We start from the raw sequence: 14,124 nt of genomic DNA, 5'->3' as shown, positions 1-14,124 counted from the left end.
GGAAGGATAAGTAAAATGGCTAAAGGCGGTCGCGAAAAAATCAAGCTGGAATCTACAGCTGGTACCGGACACTTCTATACCACCTCCAAGAACAAGCGTACGACGCCTGAAAAACTGGAGTTCAACAAGTACGACCCGAAGGCTCGTAAGCACGTTGCTTACAAGGAAGTGAAGCTGAAGTAATTCAGCCTCCTCCAGCTTTCGACAAACCCGCCTTTCGGCGGGTTTTGTTTTTTCCGGTGTCCGTTTCTCAATTTTTCCGAAGAAACAGCAGTGCCGCATATCCGACGATGCCGATGAATATCAGCAAGGACCAGTTGGCCATCGACAAACCAAGGAAAACCCAGTCCCGGCTCGTGCAGAACCCAGTGGCCAGAAACATCGACGGCCATTGCATGCCGAGCCAGTCGACTAGGCGTTCCATCAGATTCGGTTCGGCATATCCACACTCCGTCGCCAAGGCCGGAAAGGCCTGCATCCATGTCTGGTAAGCCGCGACCCCAACACCGATCAGGGCTAGCAAGCCGATCAAGCCGGCCCAGACCAGCCGGGCTACCGGCAACAGGAAGCCGAACAAGGCCAGTCCGCCGATCCCCAAGTAAAGCACGCGCTGAAAAATGCACATCGGGCAAGGGGCCAGTCGCAGCAGATTCTGTAATTCCATGCCAACGCCGACCAAGCCAAAACAGCCCAGTGATAAGGTAGCAAACCACACCCGTAGGGGCACTTTCGAGAAAAACATATCGACACTTTCAAGAGTTCGTTGCAGACAGGGATGAATTCTAAGGCATGGCCAAGCCGGCCGAACGAGAACAGCCCATACCGCCACGCCGATGCAACACGGTGGACCATCGCTCACCCTGCCGTTAAGATTGCCGGATGAACACACGCATCCTGCTTGTCGAAGACGACGAACGGCTGGCCGAACTGACCGCCGAATACCTCACCAAAAATGACCTGAGCGTCAGCATCGAACCCCGCGGCGATACCGCCGAGGCACGCATTCTGGCCGAACAGCCGGATCTGGTCATTCTCGACGTCATGTTGCCGGGCAAGGATGGCTTCGAAGTCTGCCGCAGCGTCCGACCGCAATATCGTGGCGTGATCCTGATGCTGACGGCCCGCGACGAAGACTTCGACCAGATCCTCGGTCTCGAAATGGGCGCCGACGATTATATTGCCAAGCCGGTCCAGCCGCGCGTGCTGCTCGCCCGGATCAAAGCCCTGCTCCGTCGCCTGCCGGTCGCCGGCGAGGCCCTGGGCAACGATTCGGAAGGCATGGTCTTCGGGCAGTTCCGGATCAGTCAGGGCACCCGCACCGCCTCACTAAGTGGTGACAGCATCGACCTGACCACCGCCGAATTCGACCTGTTATGGCTGCTCGCTTCGCATGCCGGCAATGTACTGTCGCGCGACGACCTGCTCCAGGAATTGCGCGGCATCGGCTTTGATGGACTGGATCGATCGATTGATGCCCGGATCTCCCGTTTGCGCAAAAAACTGAACGACGACCCGGACAATCCGACCCGCATCAAAACCGTGCGCGGCAAAGGTTACCTGTTCAGTAAACATGACTGGAACTGATTCCCCACCCGGGAATACTGAAGCCAAGGAGCGCAGCCAGGGCCTCGCCCGCTCGCTGTTCCGGGTCTCCCTGCCGCGCTGGCGGGGCGGGCGTTACAGCCTCTCCAAACTGTTTTTCAATTTTTACCTGTTGGCGATGGGCTCCTTCGTCGCCATCGCCTTCACCGCCGATTTCGTCATATCCACCGCGCAGCGCGGCATTACCGATGATTACGCCCGTCGCTTCATGCGCGGCACAATCACATTGATCGAAGACGAACTATTCCGCCAGCCGCGCAGCACCTGGCAACGCAAAATCAAGGAACTCGACGAAAAATTTTCTTATCGCCTCGGTATCGTCGAGCGCATGACGCTGGATCGTACCTTGACCCCAAAGCAAGTCGACAAGCTCGACGGCGGGGACATCGCCATTGATCACGACGGCGACATCATGTACCACCGCCTGGGCACCAGCAGCCAGGTCCTCGTTGTCGGCCCTCTCACCTCCAGCCGCAACCCCGAGTTAAAGGACCGCCTTCCCCTTGAACTGCGTCTGCGCCTGCTGACCTGGAGCCTGACCGGCCTGATCTTCGGCATCGCGCTCTGGTTCTGGGTCCGCCCAGTCTGGCGTGACCTCGAAACCCTGCGCCAGACCGCCCGCGACCTCGGCGACGGCGATTTCGAGGCACGCTCGCCACCAGCCCGCAGCCAACTCTTCGCCTCGCTTTCCGACACCATGAACAGCATGGCCGAGCGCATTCAGCAGCTCCTCGCCACGCACCGCGAACTGGCCTGCGGTATCTCGCACGAGCTACGCACCCCAATCGCCCGCATGCGGTTTGCCCTCGAAATGCTGACCGAAACCGACGAGCGTGAGGAACGCCAGCGTCTGTGGGCGATGATGGAAGACGATCTCGACGAGCTCGATCACCTGATCGATACCAGCCTGACCTACGCCCGCTTCGAGCGCGAAGCACCGGAGCCGCATCTGTCCAGCGTCCACTTTTCCGAATGGCTGGTCGACGAGGTCGATTCGGTACGCCTGCTTGGTCGCCGGCTGAACGTTACGGTTGATACCGCGCACTTACCGGAAGGCCTCAAGGTTGATCTTGATCGCAAGGCCATGCCCTACGCCCTGCGCAACTTGCTGCGCAATGCCTTCAAATACGCCAGCAAGCAGATTCTGGTCAGCGCCGAATTGGTCGACAACCGGATTATGATCCACGTCGACGACGACGGTATCGGTATACCTGCCGAGGAACGGGAACACATCTTTTCGGCCTTCACCCGCCTCGACCGCTCGCGCGACCGCGCCACCGGGGGCTACGGGCTGGGGCTGGCGATTGCCCGGCGCGTCCTTGAACTGCATGGCGGCACGGCCACTGCCAATGCCGCTCCACTTGGCGGCGCGCGCTTCACCCTCGCCTGGAAAGCCCAGCAGTAAGTCGGCGGGCGACGCGGTTACAAAGCGTCATCAAGCATCAATCCTCGTTACGGCTCCACCACGCTTGCCCAACAGACGGCGTCGCGGCGGCTCTCTAGAATCCGAGCCATGGAACAACAACGACAATCCCACCAAGAGGAGCACACGAGGATGAATGAAATGAGCATCGAGAAATTTTTGGAATTGGCGCGCCACTACCTGTTCGGCATGATTGTCGTTCGGCAGCCCGTACTCGCCACCATTCCGGTCCGCCAGGTGCGCCGCTAATGGCCTTTGCCGACAATCTGCCGATCAGCGAAAGCCTTGGCGTTTTTGTCGGCGTCGCGGGCTTTGATTGGCTAGCCGACGGCCAGGCCGAGCCACTCAAGGCGGCAGTTGTGGCAGTGGCTGCCGGCGCCGTGATTCTCGCCGCTCGCCACTGGCTGAAACGTCGCCGCAAGGACTGAATCACCGATTTACCTCCCTCTCGAAATCCCCCCTTTCGAGACCTCCCTGTTACCCCGCCCTCGTGGCGGGGTCTTTTTTTGTCAACCGCCAGCACTGCCATCGGGAAAAGCGCCCCCTTGGCCGGACCGGCCACACCACCCTCCCGGCAGTTCAGACCTATTACTTTAGTTATTGATAGGATTACCTGAGCATAGTAGTATGAATTTGCATTGAGCTGCTGACTGGCAACGCCTTGAAAACCAAGACGTTCCGCGCCAAGGGAAGGGAGTTATGTTTCACACGAAGCTGACTGTGCAGGGCCATCGGCATCTCGCTTGCGGATTGCAAAATCCTGTTCATTCCCTCACCGGCAGCCGGTGCCGGGGAAAGCATGCATAACCTGCCCGAGCCCATTCTCCAGGCGATCGAGTCGGGACGGATTCCATCGCCGCCGCAATTGCTGCTTCGCCTGCTGCAACTGGTCGATGACGATCAGACAACGATGGGCGATCTGGCCACCCTGGTCAGACAGGATCCGGGACTGTCCGCCAAGGTCCTGAGCATTGCGAACTCGCCGGCATTGCGGCGGGGCTCCGAACTGAGAAGTCTGGACAGCTGCCTGATCGCGCTCGGCACCCGTCTGGTCCGTTCGATTGCCACCTGCCTGTCGATTCAAAGCCTGTTCGAGCGCCACTCCGGCGTTTCCGAAGCCGACATCTCCGGTTTCTGGGTGCACTCACTACTCGTCGCCGAGCTCTCGCGCAGCCTGGCTGTCTCGGCCGCTCACCCGCACCCCGACGAGGCCTACCTGGCCGGCCTGCTCCACGATGTCGGACAACTCATTCTGCTCACCGCCCTCGGTGAGCCCTACGCCCAGCTCCTGGCCAGCACCGCCGACGAGGACGCAATACAAGCGGCGGAATCGGCACGTTTTAGCGTTCATCACGGAGAAATCGGGACCTGGCTGACCGAACAATGGCAGCTCGATTCCTCGTTCGCGGACGGCATCCTTTTCCACCATGCCCTGCCGCAGGATATCGTCACCGCCGCTGCGCTTCCCCAGATCGTCTGGCTAGCCCACGCCATCGCGTCACACGAAGAGATCGCACCGGAACTCGTCGCCTTCCACCAGCAGTTGACCGCCTCGGCCACCGCTGCCGACCTTGACAGCCTGCGCCAGCAGGCCGAGCAGCAGACCCGACAGATTGCTGAGGCACTCGGTTTTCATCCGCCTGAAAAATTTTTCCCTCTCCATGCCTGGGAGAATCTGCCGGCCACCCCGCCGGCAACCCCGGCAAGCGCCGCCGAAAGCGAACTGTCCGCCATGATCAGTGGCATGGCCCTGCTCCAGCCCTTGCAGCAGGACTTGTTCGCGCTTGAAAGCGACGCCGAAGTGCTGCTTTCGCTGAAGGAATCGGCCCGGATCCTGTTCGATCTGAACCGCCTGGCCTTTCTGCTTTACAACCCGTCCGAAGGCAAGCTTTCCGGGGCGGCCATCGGCGACCAGCCGGCGCTTTTCCGACAGGTCGATATCCCGCTCGAAGCCCATCGCTCGCTGGTTGCGGCAGCGGCCATCCAGAACAAGATACTCACCTCCTTCGATCCCGCGGCTACCCCGCAAGGGTCGTTGATCGATATCCAGTTCGCCCGCGCCCTGGGGAACAGCGGCCTGCTCTGCATCCCGATGATCGGCCGCCAGCGGATTTCCGGCGTCATGATTTGCGGCCTGAGTCAGGCCCAGTATTCCCGCCTTGCCAAACGTTTACCTTGGTTGCTCAATTTCGGCCGCATTGCGGCGATCAGCCTTGATGCCCTGCAGGAAGCCAAGGACTATCGCCAGCAAGCCGAAAAGGAAGCCTCCAGCCGCTTCAACCGACAGGCGCGGCGGGTGATTCACGAAGCCGGCAATCCGCTGGGCATCATCAAGAGCTATCTGCGGATTCTCGATCGCAAACTGCCTGCCGAAGCCGGCCTGCGGCAGGAACTCGAAGTCTTGAACGAAGAAATCGACCGCGTCGCCAGCATCGTCGGGCGGATGAGCGAAATTCCCCAGCAGCCGCCCCCGGCCAGCGGCCTGGATGCCGGCGAACTGGTCAATGAACTGCTGCTGCTCTACGGCGACGCCCTGTTTCAGGCTCGTGGAATCCGCATCGAAGCGCCCCTGCCGGCCGAATCGCTGCGGGTCAATTGCGAACGGGACAGCCTGAAGCAGATCCTGCTCAATCTCTGGAAAAATGCCTCGGAAGCCCTGGTCGCTGGTCAGCAATTCAAGATTTCCCTGACCGACCACGTCGTCCACGATGGCACGCCCTACGTCCAGGTTCGGATGGATGACAACGGCCCGGGGATGTCCGATGCGGCCATGCGCTCGATCCACCAGCCGCCGGAAGACAGCGGCTCCGGGCCGCGCGGCATGGGCCTGGCGATCGTCGGCAGCCTGGCCAGGCATCAGCGCATTCCGATCACCTGTCGTAGCCGGGCCGGCAAGGGCACCAGCATTGCCTTGCTCCTGCCCAAACTTGAATCTCCTTCATCCGGAATCACACCGCATCCGGAAGCCAGCAGCGCCTTGCCCGTGTCAGTCAACGGAGTCGTCGCAACATGAATTCAGCTTCAGGCATCAGCCCCGTCAAGCCCATTCCGGACATCGTGCAGACCCAGCGCATCCTGATCGTCGACGACGAACCCCGGTTTCGGACGGCCTACCGCGAACTGCTGGCCGGCTCCGGGCGCAGCATCGAGGACTGCAGCTCCGGCAAGGAAGCGCTGACCCGCCTTGATCGCCGCGACATCGACGTCGTCGTCCTCGACCTCAAGCTGCCCGATGTCGGCGGCATCGAGATCATGGGCTGGCTGACCCGCAACCATATCGCGACCTCGGTCATCGTCTTCAGCGCCGACGAATCCATCGACTCGGCGATCCAGGCCCTGCGCCGGGGGGCCTTCGAGTTCATCCGCAAACATGGCGATCCCAGCGAACTGATCGAAAGCGTGGACCGCGCCTTGCGCCGGCGCCGGATCGAACAGGAACACGCCCTGATGACGGCCCGCCTCGAACAATCCGAGCGCCTGCACCGTTTCCTGGTCGAGCAATCGCCCGACCTGATCTACACCCTCGACTGCAATGGCCGCTTCATTTTCGTCAACGGCCGGGTCGAGTCGCTGCTCGGCTACACGCGCGAAGAGCTGATCGGCCAGCACTATTCGGTCATCGTCCATGAAGACGATATCGAGCAGGCGCATTACGCCTTCAACGAACGCCGCATCGGCGAACGGGCGACGACCAATTTCGAAGTCCGGCTCAAGAACAAGCAGACCAGCGTCCGCCATTTCGAAAACCGGATGATCGTCGCCATACTCAGTTCGCAGGGCATATACGCGCTGGACGGCGAGGCGCCGCAACAACACTTCATCGGCACCTCCGGCGTCGCCCGCGACATCACCGAACGCAAGCGGGCCGAGGAAATGATCGCCTTCCAGGCTTTCCACGACCTGCTCACCGGCCTGCCCAACCGCACGCTATTCCTCGACCGCCTCGAACTCTCGATCACCCAGGCCACCCGACGCCACCAGCGCCTCGGCGTGATGTTCCTCGACATCGACCGCTTCAAGCTGATCAACGACACCTATGGCCACGCCGAAGGCGACCAGCTGCTCAAGGAATTTGCCCTGCGCGTCCGCCAGTGCCTGCGCTCCGGCGATACGCTGGCGCGTCAGGGCGGCGACGAATTCACCGTGCTGCTGCCCGACATCAGTTGCGCCGAGGACGTCGTCACCATCGCCAAGAAGATGCTGGGCGAACTGAAGCGCCCATTCACCGTTGCCGAGCGCGACTTCATCGCCACCGTCAGCATCGGAATCGCCGTCTATCCGGATGATGGCAAGACGCCGGAAGAGCTGATCCGCAATGCCGATATCGCGATGTATCAGACCAAGTCGACTGGAAAAAACGGCTATGTCGAGTTTCAACCGGCGATGAACACCTGTCATATCGAGCGCATCTCGCTGGAAAACGACCTGCGCCAGGCCATCAAGCAGGGGGACCAGTTCGAGCTGCATTTCCAGCCCCAGATCAGCCTGTCGCAACACCGGGTGATCGGCTTCGAAGCCCTGATTCGCTGGAATCACCCGACCCAAGGCCTGATCGGCCCGGATGCCTTCATTCCGCTGGCCGAGGAATCCGGCATGATCGTCGCAGTCAGCAACTGGGTTCTCGATGCCGGTTGTGCCCGGCTGGCCGAACTGCGGCGCCAGGGATTCGTCGATCTGAAACTGGGCATCAACCTCTCGCCCCGCGAATTCGAACGGGGCGACCTGTTCGAGCGCGTCACGACGCCGCTCAACAGCCATGGCATTCCGCCCGAAGCGATCGAGATCGAAATCACCGAGAGCCTGCTAATGAAGGACGCCGAAACCATCATTGCCAAGGTGCGCCAATTGCGGCGGACCGGCATGCGGATCTCGATCGACGATTTCGGCACCCGCTATTCGTCGCTCAACTATCTTCGTCGCTTCTCGATCAGCAGTCTCAAGATCGACCAGTCGTTCGTGCGCGACATCGGCAACGGTCACGGCTCGAATTCGATCATCCACGCCATTCTCGGCATCGCCCGCAGTTTTGGCCTGCACGTGCTGGCCGAAGGGGTCGAGACCGAGGCCCAGAAACAAGCATTGCTCAGCCTGGGCTGTGACGAAATGCAGGGATTCCTATTCAGCCGCCCGCTACCCGCCGCGCAACTGGAAGACTTTCTGGCCCAAAACCGCCAAGCCTGAGGCACCGCAATTACCGTAAACAACGGGCTTGCCGTATAGCCTGGGCAAACCACGCCTGACTTTCCGCCCCCCGTACCGGGGGCGTGCAGCGCCATCCGCGAAGCAGAAGACACTGCCCAAATATGGGGCAGGTGCGACAGCTTTTGAACTTCCCGACATCGCCAATGTCATTTAGCCTGTAAGAGCAGTCCAGGCAGTCAGAGAATGATCGGTGCTGATGCGGGAGAAAACGTATGAAACGTACTCTGCTGGCCGCTATCGCGGCATTCGTCACCCTTGCCGCTGGCATCGGGATATTTCAGAACCAAGACCACAACTTCGGCGACGCCTTCGCCGAAAATGCCCCAGCCAGCGCCACTCCACCGCCGGGCAAGCCCTCCCCGAAGTTTCTGCGGTCGATCAGGACGTCCCCTACCACGAGGCCTGTGCCCGTGAAGGACTCAACGAATCCGAGTGCGTCGGCCGCCTGATCTGGTTCAAGGCCACGGCCGGCAACGAACGCTTCCACACCTACACCTTCCAGCAACGCATCGGCGTGCTCGTCGACTGGTTCCGCGTCCTGCGTGCTGACCAGCGCGATGACCGGTTCTGGGCCTGGGGCATCATCAACGACCCGGCCTGCTGCAAGCCGGGCGACCCCGACTGCCCGGCCAAGTCGGCCGATGAAACCTATGGCTTCGACTGGTGCCCGGGCGACGACGTGCTACTCAAATACGTCGGCAAGCCGGGCTATGTCGATCCGGCCTGCGGCCTCAAGGATGCCGCGCTCGACCCGGACGACCCGCACAGCCAGGGCGGCAAGGCCGACCAGCGCCATTCGGCCTGCGACCTCAAGTTCGGCACCTCGACCGGGGCGCTGGGCCTGCGCAAGTTCCCCAACCCGCGCTTCGACGCCGCCAAATGGCAGGCACTCAATGGCGGCAATGCCAACTGGTCCGGATTCAACGCAACCAAGGCCGCTGCCACCGGCATCGAATCCGACACGCGCGTCTCCAAACTGGCCGACGCTTCGGTCGAGCCCCCCTTCCTGATCGGCACCACCTGCGGCTCCTGCCACATCGCCTTCGACCCGCTCAATCCGCCGGCCGACCCGGCGCACCCCAAATGGGAAAACATCAAGGGCCTGATCGGCAACCAGTACACCCGGATGTCCGAACTGCTCGGCTCCGGCATGCCGAAGAGCGCCCTCGAATACCAGATGTTCGCCCACGCCCGGCCGGGCGTCACCGACACCTCGGCGATTTCGCACGACCAGATCAACAACCCCGGCACCATCAACGCCCTGATCAACGTCGCCCAGCGCCCGGTATTCAAGGGCGAGAGGATCAACAAATGGCGCAAGACCACCACCTGCGACGCCGAGAAGGACGAGGACAAATGCTGGTGCGAACCCGGCCGCAGCGGCAAGTGCTGGCAGAAGAGCACGCGCGACGACGACACGACCACCGTTTTCCTCGGCGGCCAGAAGGTCGCCCTGCCCGGCGTCCATCACATCCTGAAAGGTGGCGAGGATTCGACCGGCGCCCATGAGGCGATCCAGCGCGTCTATTTCAATATTGGCTCATGCGCCGAGCAGTGCTGGGTCAATCACTTCTCCGACATGCGCCAGGTGGACCCCGAGCAGCGCGGTTTCGGCCAGACCTCGTTCAATGTGGGTCAGTGCCGGCGCGATTGCCCGAATTTCCGGGCCGTCGAGGACAGACTGCAAAACGTGCTCGATTTCTTCGCTTCGGCCGAATCGGATGAAACCAATCTGCAGGCTGCCCGCGCCAAGAGCAAGACCGGCAGCTATGCGCTGGCCGACCTCGCCGCCGACCTCGACAAGGAATTTGGTGCCGGCGCCGTCAGCCGCGGCCAGGCCGTCTTTGCCGACAACTGTGCGCGCTGCCATTCGAGCATCCCGGAAAGCACCGGCGGCGCCTTCAAGAACCGCGATTTCGCCGCCCCAACGACGCCCACCCGCGCAAGGTGCGCGCCGACTTCCTGAGTAACGAGCAATCGACGCCGGTCACCGAAGTCGGCACTTTCCGCTGCCGATCACTGCACTCCAACCACAAGGCCGGCCACCTCTACATGGAATACGCCTCCGACACGCTACGCAAGCAGCAAACGGTGGCCGACATTCCCGAACGGCCCGAGCTCAAGGACGGCGGCCGCGGCTACCTGCGCAACATTTCGCTGGTCAATGTATGGGCGACGGCGCCCTTCATGCACAACAACGCCATCGGTCCCGAAATCTGCGGCAAGCCGGCTAATCCGGAAAACGATTTCCATCGTGCCCGCTACGTCGACCGCGACGGCAAGCTGCTTGCCGCCCAACCCGACTGCCTGCGCTACGACCCGACCGTGGAAGGCCGCTTCGAGCTCTACAAGCGCTCGATGCACGAACTGCTCAACCCCAAGGAACGGGGCAGCAAGCGCACCCTGACCAATGCCGACCTGATTATCGACGTCGGCATCCGCCCGCTCGACGGCAAGACAGAGAAGCCGCTCGGCGGCTTCGGCCAGGTCAGGATTCCGGCCGGGGCCAGCGCCGGGTTCCTCAACGGCCTGCAACACAAGCAACTGGTCGGCGACCTCTTTCTCGCCAAGCGCCACCCGGACAAGCTGGAAGCCGCCGGCAAGAAGGATCAATTGGCAACCCTGCAGGCGATGGCCGATGACATCCTCAAGAGCCCGGCCCGCTTCGTCGACATCCTCCGTGAGAAACGCGATTTCCTCAGTGCCAATTACCAGACCTGCACGCAGGAAATCGAAAACGAGGGCCACCGCTTCGGCGAGGACCTTTCCGAAGCCGACAAGAAGGCGCTGACCGCCTTCCTGGCCACGCTGTGAGCAAGGGGGAGATCATGGCAAACATCCGCACCCTGGGCGCCCTGGCTGCGCTCGCTAGCATCGCCACCCTCGTCGCCTGCTCCAAGCCGGAGCCGCCCAATATCGCCTACGCACCCTACGACAAGGGCTACCAGTCGAAGATGGACCTCGCCCAGGTCGATTACAAATACCCGATTCCGCCGGCCGAACTAGCCAAGATCACCCCAGACTATCTGGCCAAATTGGATCAGGAACAGCTCGACCAGCTCTACGGCCGCCTCGCTGCCGGCCCCATCCCGGACGGCGCCTTCGACGGCCGCATCCTGCTGCCGCGAGGCGAAAGCGGCAAATTCCGGCTGACCGAACTGGTCGGCGGCTTTACCGGCACGCTGCTCCACATCAAGGGCCTGGTTATCGAGGATGTCGGCGAAGCGCTATGGCGGGGCAAGGTTTTCTTCCGCGACGAACGGGTGCTGCGCAACCGCATCGAAGACCTCTCGGTGCTCAAAAAGATCGGGCTGGTCGAAGGCGAGCCGAAGAAGATGAACTACGACGGCAAGGAAACCTGGCTACTGTTCCCGGCCAAGCTCTACTGCGGCCAGAGCCTGCTCGATGCCCGCCGCGAGTCGATCATCATCGACTACTTTTTCACCGACGAAATCCCCGGTTATCAGGAGAGCCCGGACTATCTCGCCGGTCGACGCGGCCTCAAGGTGCGTGACGAAATCCGCATGATCCGCCCCGGCCTCTATCTCGGCCGGGCCTACCTGGATCGTGGTTTCGCACTTAATTTCACGCTCTATGACAAGGCCACCGACGAGCGCCTGCGCCAAGAGTTCGTCAAGACCGGCAAAGTCCAGGAAGACTGCTGGCCTGGCACGCAGACCCACACCGTCGCCATGGTCAAACCCTAGAGGCCGGCAATGGGAGCCCGCCATGCGCTTGCCTCTCCTCGCCTACCTGCTGACCCTCGCCGGCGGGCTGGGCACTGCCATGCCGGCAGCGGCTGAAACCCTCGCCCGGCCCCCGGCCTGGGTCGTCGATCCGGCCGCCCCCGGCGAAAACCTGCCGCCGGCTGGCCGCTCGCTGTTCGATCAGCTATTTGCCGTCAGTCGCAACGGTCGGGCGACGATCGAACTGCCTTTCCCCTTCGCCGCCCTGCTCGCCCGCCTCGATGGCGAGCTGGCGCGCGATCCGGGAAGCCCCCTGCCGCCTGCCAAGCGCGTCCTGATCCCGCTCGGTCGCTCGCTGCAGCGCAGCGCCGCCGCCCCGGATTATTTTGCCTACCCGCGCGTCGTGGTCGCGGTCGATGGCGAACCGGCCTCGCCCGCCGCCCTCTTCCTCAAGGACCGCCTCTACATCGGCTACCAGGAAAAATCCGCCGTGCTCGAGATCATCAGCTACAACGAGGCGGCCGGCCGCTTCGAGTTCCAGCTGGTCAAGGACTACCGGGCCGGCGGCCGGGCGCAGGTGGTCTATGCCAACCGCAGCCTGTGTTTCGCCTGCCACCAGAACGGCGCCCCGATCTTCTCGCGCGCCCTGTGGGACGAAACCAATGCCAATGCCCAAACCGCCGCCCGGCTCGCCGCCAACAGCCGGCACTTTTACGGCATCCCGGTCGAGCGCGGCATCGATATTCCCAACGCCATCGACAATGCCAGCGAACGCGCCAACGGCTTCGCGCTGACCCAGACGCTGTGGCGCGACGGCTGCGGCGGCGATGACCCTCCGGCCCGCCGCTGCCGCGCCGGCCTGTTCACCGCCGCGCTGCAGCTCGCCCTGTCCGACGGCCAGGCGTGGACACCCGATGCCCGTTTCGAGCCGATCGTCGCGGCGCGGCTGCGAGCCGAGGCCAGTCGCCGCTGGCCGGACGGCCTGGCGCTCGGCAATCCCGACCTGCCCAACCGCAATCCATTGCAGGACCTTGTCCAGTGGCCCGACGACGCGCCCGCCGGTGTCGCATCTGGCGACATCGCCGCCCGCTTCGACCCCTTGCTGCCGCGCCCGCCCCGTTCCATCTGGCAGGCCGCGGCACCGGAGGCGATGGCCATCCTGGTCGGCGGTCTGGCCGAATTCATCGCCGCCCCCGATCGCCGACGCCTCGCCGCGGCCCTCGCCCGGCAAGCCGCGATGCCGACCACGCGGCTCAGCGCCCCCTGTCGGATCGCCGCCCATCCACCGGCCTCGCGCTGGTCCATCCAATGTTCGCCGGCACCGGGAGACAGCGGTCCGACCCTGGCCGGCGAACTGGCCACCCGCACCAGCCGGCCGATTGGTGGCCGGCTGGCCCGCCTCGCCTTGCCCGATGGCACCGCCCTGAGCCAGCTCGAACTGGAAACAGCCGGCCCAGCGGCTGGCGGCGAGACGATATTCCTGCCCCGTCTCGACGGTCGCCTGCCACGGACCGCCGCCGGCCATGCGATCAGCCGCCTGAGCTGGCGCCGGACGGCCGGTGACGCCACTGGCGGCACCCTGGTCGTGGAAATCCGCGAGGAATTTGCCGCCATCGAACAGGCGATGGCAGCCCTGGTCGAAGATCCGGAAGGCGCCCGCCTGTTCGCGGCCACGCCGATTCCCCGGCAAGCCCTGCTCGCTGCCCTCTTCCGCCAACTCGGCCAGCCGCTGCCGGCCCCCTGTTGCCGCGCCGCCGCGGACTTGCCGGCGCCCCGCCTGGAAGTGCCGGCCGCCGTGCCCGGCAGCCCGGCACCCGCACCGACCGCACCCGGCCTGCAGGCCTTCTACCCCTATTGCGCCGTCTGCCACCAGTCGGCCGAAAGCTTTCCGCCCAACTTCCTGAGCGGCAGTCCGGATCAGGTGGCGGGCCGCCTGCGCCACTGCGCGCCGCGCCTCTACGTCCGCCTGGCGATGGCCGATCTGGCGCCGGAACAGCGCGCCAAGACCCCGATGCCTCCGGAAAGCATGCTGCCGGCCTTCGCCAGCGACTCAACCCACTGGCGGGCCAGCCCGGCCCGCCGAGCATTGCTGGCCCAGGTCGGCGACTGGCTGCGCGCCGAAAGCGGCCAGCCCGTGCAATTGTCCCAACTGCTGGCCGGCGGCTACGAGGCTTTGCGCCCCTGCCTGCCGGCACCGTAACCCAGACCACG

Annotated in this window: 11 protein-coding genes; 10 read left to right on the top strand and 1 reads right to left on the bottom strand. The window is 63.3% G+C overall.

Going from position 1 to position 14,124, the window contains the following annotated elements; genetic code table 11:
• The first annotated feature begins 15 nt into the window (after positions 1 to 15).
• On the top strand, positions 16 to 183 hold the full coding sequence (rpmG, locus tag NQE15_RS07465; RefSeq protein WP_265948049.1) for a 50S ribosomal protein L33: 168 nt from the start codon (positions 16 to 18) through the stop codon (positions 181 to 183).
• Positions 184 to 250: 67 nt separating this feature from the next.
• Here rpmG and NQE15_RS07460 read toward each other — a convergent pair whose 3' ends face one another.
• On the bottom strand, positions 251 to 664 hold the full coding sequence (locus NQE15_RS07460) for a disulfide bond formation protein B (protein ID WP_416336507.1): 414 nt from the start codon (positions 662 to 664) through the stop codon (positions 251 to 253).
• 215 nt (positions 665 to 879) lie between these two features.
• Between NQE15_RS07460 and NQE15_RS07455 the strand changes: the two genes are divergently transcribed.
• From NQE15_RS07455 to NQE15_RS07415, 9 genes are all read left to right on the top strand, one after another.
• Positions 880 to 1,584: a winged helix-turn-helix domain-containing protein gene (locus NQE15_RS07455; protein WP_265948047.1), complete on the top strand. Its 705-nt coding sequence runs from the start codon at positions 880 to 882 to the stop codon at positions 1,582 to 1,584.
• Positions 1,571 to 3,007: an ATP-binding protein gene (locus tag NQE15_RS07450; RefSeq protein ID WP_265948045.1), complete on the top strand. Its 1,437-nt coding sequence runs from the start codon at positions 1,571 to 1,573 to the stop codon at positions 3,005 to 3,007. The genes NQE15_RS07455 and NQE15_RS07450 overlap by 14 nt, the downstream gene beginning before the upstream one ends.
• A 266-nt stretch (positions 3,008 to 3,273) precedes the next feature.
• Complete coding sequence (locus NQE15_RS07445; protein ID WP_265948043.1) at positions 3,274 to 3,453, top strand: hypothetical protein; 180 nt, start codon at positions 3,274 to 3,276, stop codon at positions 3,451 to 3,453.
• A gap of 371 nt (positions 3,454 to 3,824) precedes the next feature.
• The gene (locus NQE15_RS07440; protein ID WP_265948041.1) at positions 3,825 to 6,038 is read left to right on the top strand and encodes an HDOD domain-containing protein; all 2,214 of its coding nucleotides are present in this window, start codon (positions 3,825 to 3,827) and stop codon (positions 6,036 to 6,038) included.
• Positions 6,035 to 8,206: an EAL domain-containing protein gene (locus NQE15_RS07435; protein WP_265948039.1), complete on the top strand. Its 2,172-nt coding sequence runs from the start codon at positions 6,035 to 6,037 to the stop codon at positions 8,204 to 8,206. Before NQE15_RS07440 ends, NQE15_RS07435 begins: the two co-directional genes overlap by 4 nt.
• 217 nt (positions 8,207 to 8,423) lie before the next feature.
• Positions 8,424 to 10,193 (top strand): hypothetical protein, encoded by a 1,770-nt coding sequence (locus NQE15_RS07430; protein ID WP_265948037.1) that lies wholly within the window; start codon positions 8,424 to 8,426, stop codon positions 10,191 to 10,193.
• Positions 10,175 to 11,041, top strand: a complete 867-nt coding sequence (locus NQE15_RS07425) for a hypothetical protein (protein ID WP_265948033.1) — start codon at positions 10,175 to 10,177, stop codon at positions 11,039 to 11,041. The genes NQE15_RS07430 and NQE15_RS07425 overlap by 19 nt, the downstream gene beginning before the upstream one ends.
• Positions 11,042 to 11,055: 14 nt before the next feature.
• Entirely contained in the window at positions 11,056 to 11,934 is an 879-nt protein-coding gene (locus tag NQE15_RS07420) for a hypothetical protein (protein ID WP_265948031.1), read from the top strand.
• A gap of 22 nt (positions 11,935 to 11,956) precedes the next feature.
• Positions 11,957 to 14,113 carry a hypothetical protein gene (locus tag NQE15_RS07415; protein WP_265948029.1) on the top strand — a complete coding sequence of 719 codons (2,157 nt, stop codon included), beginning with the start codon at positions 11,957 to 11,959 and terminating at the stop codon, positions 14,111 to 14,113.
• Positions 14,114 to 14,124: the final 11 nt, after the last annotated feature.

It is taken from the genome of Dechloromonas sp. A34 (assembly GCF_026261605.1).
Taxonomy (GTDB): Bacteria; Pseudomonadota; Gammaproteobacteria; order Burkholderiales; family Rhodocyclaceae; genus Azonexus.
This window is presented reverse-complemented; position numbering and strand designations above follow the sequence as displayed.

Coding starts and splice junctions, on each gene's coding strand:
- rpmG (WP_265948049.1), top strand. CDS start 16: ATGGCTAAAGGCGGTCGCGAAAAAATCAAGCTGGAATCTACAGCTGGT.
- NQE15_RS07460 (WP_416336507.1), bottom strand. CDS start 664: ATGGAATTACAGAATCTGCTGCGACTGGCCCCTTGCCCGATGTGCATT.
- NQE15_RS07455 (WP_265948047.1), top strand. CDS start 880: ATGAACACACGCATCCTGCTTGTCGAAGACGACGAACGGCTGGCCGAA.
- NQE15_RS07450 (WP_265948045.1), top strand. CDS start 1,571: ATGACTGGAACTGATTCCCCACCCGGGAATACTGAAGCCAAGGAGCGC.
- NQE15_RS07445 (WP_265948043.1), top strand. CDS start 3,274: ATGGCCTTTGCCGACAATCTGCCGATCAGCGAAAGCCTTGGCGTTTTT.
- NQE15_RS07440 (WP_265948041.1), top strand. CDS start 3,825: ATGCATAACCTGCCCGAGCCCATTCTCCAGGCGATCGAGTCGGGACGG.
- NQE15_RS07435 (WP_265948039.1), top strand. CDS start 6,035: ATGAATTCAGCTTCAGGCATCAGCCCCGTCAAGCCCATTCCGGACATC.
- NQE15_RS07430 (WP_265948037.1), top strand. CDS start 8,424: ATGCGGGAGAAAACGTATGAAACGTACTCTGCTGGCCGCTATCGCGGC.
- NQE15_RS07420 (WP_265948031.1), top strand. CDS start 11,056: ATGGCAAACATCCGCACCCTGGGCGCCCTGGCTGCGCTCGCTAGCATC.
- NQE15_RS07415 (WP_265948029.1), top strand. CDS start 11,957: ATGCGCTTGCCTCTCCTCGCCTACCTGCTGACCCTCGCCGGCGGGCTG.